The sequence below is a fragment of the Paraburkholderia sediminicola genome (assembly GCF_046027825.1).
In the GTDB taxonomy this organism is placed as follows: domain Bacteria; phylum Pseudomonadota; class Gammaproteobacteria; order Burkholderiales; family Burkholderiaceae; genus Paraburkholderia; species Paraburkholderia sediminicola_D.
Genome location: NZ_JAQQDU010000050.1, coordinates 25,343 through 38,119, shown reverse-complemented (window position 1 = coordinate 38,119; position 12,777 = coordinate 25,343). Strand labels below are relative to the sequence as shown.

The following is a 12,777-nucleotide window of genomic DNA, read 5'->3' as shown; positions in this document are numbered from 1 at the left end:
CTCTGCGTCGATGCGTCTATTGACGGCCATACAGCGTGACCACACACGCGCCGCCAAGGCCGAGGTTGTGCTGTAGCGCGAAGCGGGCGTGCGGCACCTGGCGATCCTGCGCTTCGCCGCGTAGTTGCCATGTGAGTTCGGCGCACTGCGCGAGACCGGTCGCACCGAGCGGGTGGCCCTTGGAGAGCAGGCCACCCGACGGATTCGTCACCACCCTGCCGCCATACGTGTTATCCCCATCCAGGATGAACTTCTCAGCCGTGCCTTCGGGCGTGAGGCCGAGTCCTTCATAAGTAATCAGCTCGTTCGCGGTGAAGCAATCGTGCAACTCCACCACCTGAATGTCCTCGGGGCCGATACCGGCCTTTTCGTACACCTGTTGCGCTGCCGCCTGGGTCATGTCGTAGCCCACGACCTTGCGCATGTCGCCTTCGTCGAAGGTGCTGTTGCGGTCGGTCGTCATGGCCTGCGCCTTAATCACGACGCGGGTGTCGAGGCCGTGCTTCTTCGCGAACGCCTCCGAGCACAGGATCGCGGCCGCCGCGCCGCAGGTCGGCGGACAACATTGCAAACGCGTGAGTGGGTCGAACACGGTCGGCGAAGCCATCACTTCTTCGAGCGTCACGGCGCCGCGGAACACGGCGAACGGATTGCGGGCGGCGTGCTGGCGCGCCTTCACCGAGATGCGGCCGAAGGTCTCCGGCTTGATGTCGTACTCCTTCATATAGGCGCGCCCCGCACCGCCGAAGAACTGGGCCGCGCGCGGCAGCGCCGGCTCGAAGCCCTGCACCTCGGCCATCGTTTTGATGAAGCGCTCCAACGGGCCCGGACGGTCGGTGTACGTACCCTTGAGCGGGCCCGGCACCATCTGCTCAAAACCCACCGCGATCGCGCACTCGACGGTTCCGCTCTCCACGGCCTGACGCGCAAGAAACAGGGCCGTCGAACCGGTCGCACAGTTGTTGTTGACGTTGATGACTGGAATGCCCGTCAGACCGACACCGTAGATCGCGGCCTGACCCGCGGTCGAATCGCCGAATACATAGCCCACGTAAGCCTGCTCGACCAGGGCGTAATCGATGCGGGCGTCGGCAAGCGCGGCCTTTGCCGCGTTCGCCCCCATCGTCGCGTAATCGTCGCTGGCGCCTGGCTTGGTGAACGGAATCATGCCGACGCCGGCTACCACTACCTTGTTACTCATATGCGTTCCTTTCAGAATGAGAACGGTTGATCTGGAAAGTCCCGACGGGCCATTCGGGCCTGGCACGATTCGTCCTTCCGGTACAGCGCACGCAGATCGTGTCCTGAGAATCTTGCCGCCCGCCGGGAGCGGAAGTGCCGCGAAAAACTCAATGCGCTTCGGGCACCTGTAGCTAATTCCGCCAGTCGGCAACGTGGCTGCGGTGACGCTGATGGCACTTTAGGCATCTGGCGATGGGTTGTCCTGTATCGAACGAACGAATTTCGCGTGGGCTCGCGAATCGTTCGAAAGGAGTACGACTGGGCTACCCGTCTGTGGAACAATGAAATGACGGACTCACCCTGGTGAGCGTCAGGGTAGTGACCAGGGTAATACCCCGGACAACTCGCAGGGCAGCAAACCGGGCGCGATCCGCATGAGCGCGGGGCGCCAGCAAAAGTAATTGGGGACAGCAAGGGACTTGCGCGCCACCGCGCACCGGTGGCAGGCGATAGCCAGAATGGCACGCAGCGAAGTACGGCGCAGGAGGGATGACGGTGGCGCACAGGGTTGGCGTGGAAGCCTTCTACGGCAAAGTAAAGTTCACTCAAGGGATCGTCGCGTCGAAGCTGATGCCGCCCGCGAATGGCCCGACGCATCTGGTCCGCACGCATCTGATCGAGGCGATCGCGAATGCCCAGACAGCACGGCTCGTGCTGATCCGCGCTGCCGCAGGCTTCGGCAAGACCACGCTGATGCAGCAGTACGCAGCGCACTGCCGCGCAAGCCGGCGCGAAGTCGTGTGGCTGCGCCTCGACGCCGCCGACAACGATCTGCAGCGCTTTCTGTTACATCTCGATGCAGGCCTGCGCGGCACACGCGGCCATGTCGGTAGCGGCGACGCGCTCGGCATGAGCGTAATCGAGCGCGTGGCGGCCCACGGCAAGCCACTCGCCATCCTGCTCGACGACTTCGAGGCGATCCAGAGCCCGCCTGTTCTCGCGTTCACACAAAAGCTGATCGAGGCGCTCCCGCCTGGCAACGCGCTCGTGATTGCCTCACGCGTCACGCCCGAACTCGGCATTGGCCGTATCCGCGCGCGCGGTGAACTGCTTGATATCAATCCCGCCGCGTTGCGTTTCACGCTGGCCGAAGCAACCGCGTTCATCCGCGACAAATGCGGGCTGTCGCTGCGCGATGCCGACATTGCCACGCTCCAGCGCTGCACGGAAGGCTGGGCCACGGCGATCTATCTCGCCACGTTGTCGTTGCGTACCCGCAGCGACAGCGCCGCCTTCGTCGCTTCGTTCTCCGGCACAAATCTCGAACTCGCCGAATACCTGGCCGAAGACATCCTCGCGCGGCAAAGCGATGCATGCCGCTCGTTCCTGCTCGACACGAGCGTGTTGCCCCAGTTCTCGGCCTCGCTCTGCGACGCCGTCACCGGCCGCGGCGACAGCCGCGAGATGCTCGACTACCTCGAGCGCTCGAACCTCTTTCTCGTGCCGCTCGACGGTGAGCGCAACACCTACCGCTATCACCGCCTGTTCGCGAGTTTCCTGCGCCACCGGTTACGCGCCTCGCAACCCGGCCGCGAGGCCAGCCTGCATGCCGCAGCCGCGCGGTGGTACCTGGACGCACAACGCCCCGTGCCCGCGATCGACCACCTGCTCGACGCTGGCAATCAGGCCGGCGCACTGGCACAGATTGCGCGCCATTCGCGCCAGCTGCTCGGCGCGGGGCGGGTCCGGCTGTTGATGCGCTGGCTCGACCGCATCGCCGCCGATCTGCTCGCCACGCAGCCCTGGGTAGGCCTGACCTATGCGTGGGCGCTGCTGCTCAACCGCCGCTACGCCGACGCGATGCGCATGGCACAACGCATCGTCGAGAGCTGTGCAGGCCAGCCCGAGCAGGACGACGTCACGCTCGAAGCTGAAGCAATACGTGGCGTGCTGCTCGCGCTCACGGACCAGGTAGAGGCCTGCCGCCAGACGAGCGCCGCGTTGCTCGACCGGCTGCCCGACCCTGCGAACTTCACCTACTACAGTCTTGCCAACTCGCTCGCGTTCAGTTGCGTCAGCATGCATTGTTATGACGAAGCGCGCGGCGTGCTCTCACGCGCGCTGCGGCGCGCGCACGATCACCCTTTCGTGGTCATGCGGGCGATAGCGGAAACGCTCGAAGGCACCATCGACCTGGTACAGGGACGCCTCGGCATCGCGCTCGCGCGGCTCGATGCTTCAGCGGCAAATGCGTCGGTCGGCCGGCGAGACGACATCAGTGGCGAGAGCACGGGCACGAGCATGGACGGTGCGCGGGCGCTCGCGCTTTACGAGAGAAACGCGCTCGACAGGATGGCGCATCTGCTGGCCGACGCGCTGCCGCAGACGAAAAGCGTCGGCACGACCGAAGCGCTCATCTCGACGCACGTGCTCTCCGCACGCGCCGCGCGCCTCAACGGCGATGTCGAACAATGGCAGCGCCTGCTGGCCGAACTCGAACAGACGGGACGGGCCATCCAGTCCGACCGCGCGATCTGCGCCGCGTGGCTCGAACGCGCGCGCGTCGCCACGCTGGAAGGCCGCTTCGACGCCGCCGAACAGGCGCTGCGCGCAGCGCAGCTGCACGGCGATTGGGCCAGCGGCGATGTTGCCTTCCTGTCGACCGAGATCGATCAGCCGTTGATCGCCCGCGCTCGCCTTGACGTCGCCGAGCGCCGTTATGCCGAGGCCGCGAGCACGCTGCGCGAAGCGCTCACGTCCGCCAACGCCCGCCAGCGTCATTGGCGCGCGCTGAAGCTTCGACTGCTGCTCGCACTCGCGCTGGACGGCGGCGGCGATCGCGACGGCGCATTCGAGACGCTCACCGAGGCGTTGCGCATGGCGAGTCATGAAGGCTACGTGCGCACATTCCTTGACGAAGGCGAACGCCTGATGCGGCTGGTCGGCGCGTGGGCCGAATGCGGCCCGGCCGGCATCGCGGCGCTCGGCATCGCACCGGCGTTCGTCGAACAGTTGCTGGGCGACACGAAGCCGTCCGGCACACTTTCCCCGCGTACCGCAGCGACGAAGCTTTCACCCTACGGCGCCGACATCCCGGTCGAATCGCTCACGGCGCGCGAACTCGTCGTCTTGCACATGCTTTCGGCCGGCCACCGCAACCGCGTGATCGCCGAGAAGCTGTTCGTCTGCGAGACGACCGTGAAGACGCATCTACGCAAGATCAACGCGAAGCTCGGCGCGCAGAACCGGACTCAGGCCGTGGCAATCGCGCGCACTCAGGGGCTGATTCCCTGAGTTTTCCGAAGCACCGATCCGCCCGGATGTGTGTCGCGCCCGTGGATCGAATCTCCATGTTCAACGCACGACATCTGGAAACATTGCGCTACCCGATCGATCCGTTGCCGTCACTCCACCGCATCAACCGCTCACGGCATAAATCCGCGTAAATTCCCATTTTCGAGCCTAACCGCGCGCCACAGACCCACCTCGGTGGAAAATAGTGATATGTAGCCACCCTGACTCGGCGCGTCGGCCAGACAGTACAACTTTGCGTTGCGAATCGGACGCCCCTGATGATGTGTCGGCCATTCGATGTAGAGGTCCTGATCTTTACCCGGGCGCCGTGCCAGAGGAATTTCGACCTGCCCGCCGTCCCATGTCACTCGCAATTTACGATACCAGTGCGAATCCATATCTGTCGTGATCCTCACCCAGGCACGACATTTGACCCCAAGTTCCCAATAGACTTCGCCCGGATGCTCCGGCGTTCCGAATCGGGCAACCAGGTTTCCGTCATCATTCACCTGAGCAAAGAATCCCGTACCCGGGTGCGATGATAGTTTGCCCGATTCCCACAGCGTTTGCTCCTTTCCTTTAACCCTCAGCGCGCCATCGTTGTCCAGTACAAGCTTATAGGTGATCGGCAAAACGCCCCCCTTTCCCGCTAGCTGGAGCGCCGATCCGCTCTTGCTCCGAAACAGCGGGACATAGGCGTCGGGAAGGGTGCCGGAAAATACGACTACAGCGCCGTCCACATCGATAAACAGACCATGCGAACCGTTGGCGGACACCAGCGATGAACCCACCAGTTCCGGGTCCCTGGGTTTTAGATATCCCGATGCGTAGAACTCGAAGTCCGGCGAAAGGAACTCCCCCGAGCGAAGGCATTGAGCTGGGTTAGATTTAATCATTGACGGTTTGACATTGACATATAAAAGATTAAACATCCGACGCGCGCTCTCAAGCGGCAAGTCAGCCGAATTTATGCTTCAATCGCCCAGCATCATGACTTCGAACGGCGACGTTCTCTTGCCCTCTCGATTTCCATGGAGCCCAATTGATTAAACAATGCCTGATCGCGATACAACTCCACATCCGGTTTAAAGCCGATGATGATGCAGTCCGCGGAATTGTAGCGACTATCTTTATCGACTCCGGAGATGTAAACACTCGACAATTTCATCTTCTCCGTCTTGATAACGTGACTGTTTCCACCTGATCCGCCCAGTTTGGATGTCAGGCCGTTATTCACGTAGGTAAACTGAACGGCATCAACCACCGTGCCGCTCCAGACTTCCGCGCCAATAATCGTATCGGCGAAGTTAACCGTAGTCGCGCCTCCACCGCCGCCGCCCATCCGCGGCGTCGTGGTTACGCCGTCCGGTCCCTCTCCCGCCGCGTAGGTCAGTTGCGCGGAATCGAGGCGCGAGCCCGAATGGATGAGCATTGACTTCGGCAATGATCGCGGTTGCCGCGGCAGTTGAATGGCCCCGCTATCTCCGGCGTTTCCATACGGGCCGTAGTAGATCTCCGCGTCAGGCACAATGGTTTTGGGATCGTTGGTGGGATATTTTATGAAGTCGTAGTAAGGCCATTGTTCGATCAGACTCATCGCCTTATTGCGTGCATTTGTCCTGTACTCATTCGACGAAGCAAATGGCTCGCACGAGTCATAGTGACATAGACTGTCCAGTCGCCGGGAGTAGGAATACCGATATAATTTGTTCGCGTACGGAAGCGCGAAAGAAAGGAATGTTTCAACCTCCTTAACCTCTCGAGACGTATCTTGCAAACCCCAATCCGCGGCATTCGTCTGGGCATCCCTTAAAAACCCAAGGTACGCGCTACCATACAGAGCGTAAAGGGGTAACAGCGCCTCCTCATATCCAGAGGTTTGAAAATATGAATCCTTGTTGCGGATGTTTTGCTGACAGTCTCGCCAGGCTTCCAGTTTTTCGCCATGAGATACATTGCTTGTCACGATGTCGATATAAAGTTCGATCTCCGACCTGACGTAGTTCAGGTGATCGGTCGCTTGTGCCAGGACGGTTTCCGAAACAATGTCCCTGATCTGCCGCGTGATGTCTTCGATCGCGCTTTCCTGTCCGCAATCAGCTTGCGGCCAGAAGGCCCCCATCAGTCCGGCAACGAGCCCCCCCAACGGATGTACGGCCGAGAGCGCGGTCGTTACCACCACCATTGCAACCAGATTCCAGGCCTGCCCCGGACACTGCAGCGCTACGGGCTGAGCTTTCATGGAGGTTGCGGACGCTGCACTGCCTGCGCCTCCTTGAGCTTCGTCGCCTCCGCCGCCAGAGCACGCTGCGAGCGAAAACACCGTTGGCGCGAACGTCAACGCGACAGCACTCTGAATGAATTTTCGTCGAGTAAGGCAGCTCGTCGCAGGAGGGTTTTCGTGATCGAACTTGAATTGCGCCATTTCAGTAATCCAGAATTAATTTCGAAACACCGTGTCGGCCTGGCTTCCCCATCGCCCGCACTATCGGAAACAGAAGATTTCCCATCAATAAAGTGCATGAAAACATCGGAATTATTAATGCGTAGCCGCGTGATGCCCGGATACTGGGAAGGCGATTTCATCAAGGGTGCGCAATGCATCGTCCGCCGGTGCGCTGGTCGCCCCTATTCAACTGGCGGCGGTGTCGGGATTCATAGTTGCATGCGGGAGGGAAGATTTCATCTTCAGTTCTGAAGATGAAAACAGAGAAGGGCTACTGAACTTCAAGAATAATCAGACGATACGGCACAAGTTGATTGCGGCAACGACGGGTCAAGCCGATATCCGTCGGTTGGTGACTACCGCGCCGCTCGCCGCAACGTCGAGGCCTGCAGCATCATTGTCCATGGCGCTCTTTTCAACAGGGGGAGCCTTCGGAAAACTCGGCGTGATTCAGGTTCGACGGGAACAAGACACCCAAGCCCGCAACAATCTGTTCAACGTGGCGCAGATTGCGGGCATTCATTTTGTCCAGTACCACCCGGATTTGCGTCCGGATGGTTCCTAAAGAAACGCCACGGGAGCGAGCGACATCTTCTGCTGTCGAGCCTCCCAAAAGCGCCACGGCGACTGCAGCTTCAGCAAACGTTAAGCGAAAAAAATCGCACAACATTTCTCCGCTAGGCACCAATAAGGCAGTCAATGGTCTCGCGAGGACCATCGCCGTTCCTGATGCCAATCCCCGGCGTGAGTTGCCCTCCATAGCGACGCGCGTCGGAATTGGGGAAACGACCAATGCCATCGATGTATCGTTTTCAACCGAATGGACGCCGGGCGCGCGGACACGCATGGTGCCGCCCGCTCCGCCGGCAACGGCTGACAAGACCAGTTTCTTGAGTACGTCGTGGTCTTCTCGTCGGGATGCGCGCAGATGTGACTCCCGGCTCTCGGGCATCCCGGAAAACGCAAAAAACAAGCCGGCATTCGGCGCTTTCGTCATACGAACGCCGGCCGCATTAGCGAATTTAACGCGCAGATCGGCATCGACAATAGCCACGAAGAGCGGTAACGCGGCTAAAGCGGCAAAGCCTGAGTCTGCAGTGCTGGCTTTTATTTTAAGGTCCCTGTAAACCCGAAGACCTCGCTCAAGGTGTCTCAGCAGCATCGTAATCCGCTCGCGGCTTTCCTTGTCGAAAGGTCCAGCCTGCAAGTCGCGATAGAAGGCAATCGGGGCGCCTTCGTCGACCGCGAGCACGCCTCCGAACGAATAGTGCTGTCCATTGTGACGTGCGAAATCGTTATAGTATTCGGTGCGGATTAGTGCGTTGCGGTTGATGAGGGCTCGCTCGTCAAAAGCCATCGACTCCTTCACTAACGAGTTCGAAAATATAGTATGGCTACGAATGCGCAGCGGATCGATCGCATAGAAGTGCTCGTGATAGATCTTCCTCGCAGAATCGGACGGCATTAAGGCGTTTTCTCCTTCTTCGTCAATTCGCAGTGCGACGCTTCCTGCGTCAACATAATTCCGCAGTCTGTCTCCCAATTCAGTCCAGCCGAGGCCGCCGGTCGCCGCTTCGTAGATCGCGGCCACGATCGAAGAACTATCTGATCTCATCATCGTCGCTCCATGCGGCGAAAGCGCCTAACCCGGACGACGCAGGTCATCGTAGAGCTAAGGACCTACGCGCTTAGAAAGTCTACGCCGTTTAGCGAATCAGTCGAGCGAGCCATATCATCACGCCGGCCCCGGCAGCCGCTGAGCCGGAGGACCAAACTCGACCTCGTCACGCTGCCTTCCACGAGCCGTGCAAGCCGGCTGGTACCCGCCGTGGCAGGCGTATAACCGCGAGCGGCTTATTCTCCAGACGGCGCGCGTCAAGGATCATGAAGCTGCCGCCGACACTAGCCGCCTCATGGACGAATGTGAAGATAAATCCATCCTCTTCCTGCCCGCCATGAGGATCGGCGACGAACACCGGCTCGCATATTGTCACCCCGGGCGGAAATTGGTGGACAGTCTTCTTCCCGGTCTGCAGGTCATAGCGAGCAATCGCTTCGAAGGCGCCGGGTTGAGGCGTCTCGCCGGGACGGGGATCGCGCAATCCCACATACCCGTAGCGGGCTCTGCGGCCAAGATAAGCGTCATTGATGCGACCGAACTCGCAGGGTCGATCATCAATGGTTTGGTCTTCCACGATGTTTGTGTCGGTATGAATCACCAGGCGATGAAGCTCAAGCTTCCTGGCGGCTGAGGTCAGCGAGAAAGCGTCGTACCACGGGACAACTATTTCGATGCGATCGCCCTCGGCGAATGCATTCACCGCATGCCAATGGAAGAACGGCGGCCCCTTGATCCATTTGACATCCTCTGCCGCGTGCGCATCGCGCGGCACCAGCGCGACCATCGTGCCCCTATCCGGCTCCCAGACCGCAGGTGGCCCCTTGCGCGAAAAATCGAAAACCAGCGGACAGATAAAGGCCACCACGTGGCGATCGGTAATGGCAACGTCGTGAACGATGGCAGGCCACGGCGCCTGGAACGTCACGGCGCGGTCGAGCTGCCCCGTCTTGTCGGCGCGCAGGTAAACGAGCCCGCCCGTCTCCAGGTGGTAGGCGATCGCCAGAAGCTCCCCGCTAGCCGGATCGACCTTCGGATGTGCTGACATCGCGCCGGGCAGCTTGCCGTCATAGTTGAACAGACCAACCGTATTGATATCGCGATCCATTTCGTAGGGCGCGCCGCCCTCGTAGAGGGCCAGGTAACGTCCACCGTGATGAATGATGTTGGTGTTGGCGAGGTTAGCGTGCGGCGGTGGGCTGAAGGTTGAGTTGTAGATGCGCTGACCCGCTGCACGTTCTCTGGCCAGTTCCTTCGTCAGTACCCAGCGATTCCGATACCGCGCCCGTCCGTTCTCGAGATAGATAGCGTGGATCATCCCCGTCCCATCAAACGGGTACGCGTAGTGTTCGTCAGGCTTGAATTCCGGATTCGGACCATTGCGCATGAACACGCCGCGAAGGCCCTTGGGTATCTCACCTTCGATCGGCAAATTCGCGTCGTTCCGTTCGTCGAAGACCAGCGCGAAGGCCCGAGTCAAAAAGGGACTTTCGCTCGTCCATGTGTCAATATCGCCCGCTTCAGGAGCCGCCATGTCAGCCGCGGCCGCGAGGGGGGATCCGAACGGCAGGTTGCCCACCAAAAGTGCGCCGCTCCCAATCGTCAAGAAGTCGCGCCGCGACACGAGGCGTTTGTGACTGGTCATGATCTGCCCCCACCATGTCTAACTCGCTGGAATTCATACTTTTACCGTGCTCATCAATCGTATGATAGGTGGGCATTGAGTCATCCAGCTATATGATGAGGTTACCTTTACGCAGTCTTGTCGAGGGTGCCCTCCTTTGAGCCCTCGTCAACCTTCCGACGGATGCCGATGCGTCTTCGCGACCTAACGTGCCGGAGCGACGCGGGCGGATCGGGAGAAATCCGCTTCGCGCTTTTCCAGGAACGCCCGGCAGGCCTCCTTCGCCTCGGCATGGTGCAGTCGCCGGCCGAGCACTTCAATTTCACGCCGAACCGTTTCGAAGAGTGCCTCCGGGCTTGCCCCCTGGCGTAACAGCTTTCTCGTGTCGCGCACCGCCCCAGGCGGCAGCGCTTTGAAGCGCTGCGCGATCCGGATAGCATGAGCCAGCACCTCAGCCGCGGGTAGCGCGGCATTGGCCAAGCCGAATCCGACGGCCTCCGCTGCCGTCAATGGCTCCCCAAGGAGGACCTTCTCGGCAGTACGCACGCGGCCAAGCAGTTGAGGAAGGATCGCGCTGGATGCAAATTCGGGAACCAGACCGAGTTTGACGAAGGGCATAAAGAGACGCGCGTCTTCGGATAGATAGACCAGGTCACAGTGCAACAGCATGGTCGTCCCGATTCCAACCGCAACGCCCGTCACCGCCGCGACGATGGGCTTACCGAAAAACAGCAAGGCTCGCATAAAGCGGAGCACCGGCCATTGCTCGAGTTCCGCGCCCTCGCCGGGCGGACGCTTGAGAAAGTCTTCCAGGTCATTGCCGGCCGTAAAGACGCCCGGCTGGCCGGTGATCACCAAGGCGTACACGTTGGTATCCGCCTGCGCAGCGACGAGCGCGTCGGCCATCGCGTCGTACATGTCGAGGGTAAGGGCATTCTTCTTCAGAGGGCGAGCGATCTCGATGACCGCGAGGCCATCGTGTACGGAGGCAATGATGCTCATGTCGTCGCCTCGTTCGGGAATGGCAACCGGATGCTGTTCGACACGGGCACTTTGAAAACCGACACGGCCCGCTGCTGCTTCACGGCCTGTTGTTCGAGCGACAGTGAAGCCGCCGACGCCTGCTCGACCAGCGCGGCATTCTGCTGGGCGACCTCGTCCATCTGGCTCACGGCCTGATTGACCTGTTCGATGCCGAGACTCTGCTGTTTCGACGCCTCCAGAATGCCGACATTGATGTCGGCCAGTCGCTCGATAGCCCGCTGGACCTCGTTCATCGCGTGACTGACCTCGTCCGCCTTCGCCGAGCCACCGGCGATGCTCGCAACAGAATCCCGAATCAGCGCCTTGATTTCCTTGGCTGCACTCGACGAACGTTGCGCGAGACTACGCACTTCGCCGGCTACGATGGCGAATCCGCGGCCGTGATCGCCGGCGCGCCCGGCTTCCACGGCGGCGTTCAACGCCAGAATATTGGTCTGGAACGCAATACTTTCAATCAAGGCGGTAATGTCGACGATCCTGGTTGAACTGGCCGAAATGTCTTCCATTGCGCTGCGCATGCGTCCGACCACCGTATTGGTCTCGTCGGCAAGGCGCGATGCACTGGCCGCGAATGCACTGGCATCGTTGGCGTTTTGTGCATTCTGTTCGACCGTGGCTGTCAGCTCTGCCAAACCTGTCACGGTTTCCTCCAGCGACGCTGCCTGCTGTTCAGTACGAGCCGAGAGATTGGCGTTACCTGCCGCGATCTCACTGGACGCGTGCAGAATCGAGTCGCTCGACACCTTGATGTTGCGCACAATATCGGAAAGGTGATCGTCCATCTTCTTTAGCGCATCGAGCAATTGCCCAAACTCGTCGCGCGACTGTATGGCTATCGGGTTCCCAAGTTGACCTTCTGCGATGCGTCGCGCGACACTCAGCGCCGAGCGCAGCGGCACCATGATCTCCTTGAGCAAATAAGCGGACGCGCCGATCGCAACCCCCATTCCCAGCGCCATCACACCGAGTGCGACCCACAGCAGCGCATGAAATGTCTCGGCACCCTCTTCTGCCACGTGCTTCGCATGGGCCGCGTTGAGGCTGATGTCATGGGCGATGCCTTCGGACAAGGCCTTACCGATTTCGGTAAGTTCGTCAATGGTGAATGCCGCCACATCCAGATTCCCGGAGCCTAGCATTGACACGATGTCACTGCTTTGGGACTGAAACGCGCTCAGCGACGCAGCAATCCGTTCAGCCGCCTTTCTCTCCTCAGGTGTGCTGATCTTGTCCGGATAGTACCGGTGCCACGAGGCATCGAGTTTTTTCTGCTCGGCCTCGATAGCCGCCACCATCGAAGCGGCCTTGTCCTGATCGTGCAGCACCTGGATATATCTCATCTGCAAGCGGATTTCAAGTGCAGCGGACTGCATGGCGGCGAGATCTTCAATCGGCTCAGTGCTGCCTGTGTACATAGAGTTCATGCCAGCGCTGAGCGTTGCCAGGCCGCGAATACCGCTGACACCGATCACCGCCATCAGAACCACACAGACACCCAGTGCAAGTATGATCTTGAACCGGATTGTGCTCGCGTACTTGTTCATTCATCCACTTCCCATCGAATAGGGA

Annotated in this window: 9 protein-coding genes; 2 read left to right on the top strand and 7 right to left on the bottom strand. The window is 60.4% G+C overall.

What is annotated here, in order from left to right:
- Nucleotides 1-16: 16 nt before the first annotated feature.
- Entirely contained in the window at nucleotides 17-1,201 is a 1,185-nt protein-coding gene (locus tag PQQ96_RS25085; protein ID WP_408297677.1) for a lipid-transfer protein, read from the bottom strand.
- A gap of 536 nt (nucleotides 1,202-1,737) precedes the next feature.
- On the opposite strand from PQQ96_RS25085, the gene PQQ96_RS25080 reads away from it, so the two are divergent.
- Entirely contained in the window at nucleotides 1,738-4,476 is a 2,739-nt protein-coding gene (locus tag PQQ96_RS25080; RefSeq protein WP_408297676.1) for a winged helix-turn-helix domain-containing protein, read from the top strand.
- Between the two features lie 131 nt (nucleotides 4,477-4,607).
- Here the strand turns inward: PQQ96_RS25080 and PQQ96_RS25075 are convergent, their stop codons facing one another.
- Both PQQ96_RS25075 and PQQ96_RS25070 read right to left on the bottom strand, forming a co-directional pair.
- Entirely contained in the window at nucleotides 4,608-5,408 is an 801-nt protein-coding gene (locus PQQ96_RS25075) for a hypothetical protein (RefSeq protein ID WP_408297674.1), read from the bottom strand.
- Between the two features lie 56 nt (nucleotides 5,409-5,464).
- A complete protein-coding gene (locus PQQ96_RS25070; RefSeq protein WP_408297672.1) occupies nucleotides 5,465-6,901 on the bottom strand; it encodes an insecticidal delta-endotoxin domain-containing protein in 1,437 nt (478 codons plus the stop codon).
- Here PQQ96_RS25070 and PQQ96_RS25065 point away from each other — a divergent pair.
- Nucleotides 6,878-7,174, top strand: a complete 297-nt coding sequence (locus tag PQQ96_RS25065) for a hypothetical protein (protein ID WP_408297670.1) — start codon at nucleotides 6,878-6,880, stop codon at nucleotides 7,172-7,174. The genes PQQ96_RS25070 and PQQ96_RS25065 overlap by 24 nt on opposite strands.
- Before the next feature lie 163 nt (nucleotides 7,175-7,337).
- On the opposite strand, the gene PQQ96_RS25060 is transcribed toward PQQ96_RS25065, so the two are convergent.
- From PQQ96_RS25060 to PQQ96_RS25045, 4 genes are all read right to left on the bottom strand, one after another.
- Complete coding sequence (locus PQQ96_RS25060; RefSeq protein ID WP_408297668.1) at nucleotides 7,338-8,540, bottom strand: helix-turn-helix transcriptional regulator; 1,203 nt, start codon at nucleotides 8,538-8,540, stop codon at nucleotides 7,338-7,340.
- 166 nt (nucleotides 8,541-8,706) lie between these two features.
- Nucleotides 8,707-10,185 carry a carotenoid oxygenase family protein gene (locus PQQ96_RS25055; protein WP_408297666.1) on the bottom strand — a complete coding sequence of 493 codons (1,479 nt, stop codon included), beginning with the start codon at nucleotides 10,183-10,185 and terminating at the stop codon, nucleotides 8,707-8,709.
- A 183-nt stretch (nucleotides 10,186-10,368) separates the two neighbouring features.
- Entirely contained in the window at nucleotides 10,369-11,166 is a 798-nt protein-coding gene (locus tag PQQ96_RS25050; RefSeq protein ID WP_408297664.1) for an enoyl-CoA hydratase, read from the bottom strand.
- Nucleotides 11,163-12,752 (bottom strand): methyl-accepting chemotaxis protein, encoded by a 1,590-nt coding sequence (locus tag PQQ96_RS25045; RefSeq protein WP_408297662.1) that lies wholly within the window; start codon nucleotides 12,750-12,752, stop codon nucleotides 11,163-11,165. Before PQQ96_RS25045 ends, PQQ96_RS25050 begins: the two co-directional genes overlap by 4 nt.
- Nucleotides 12,753-12,777 lie beyond the last annotated feature (25 nt).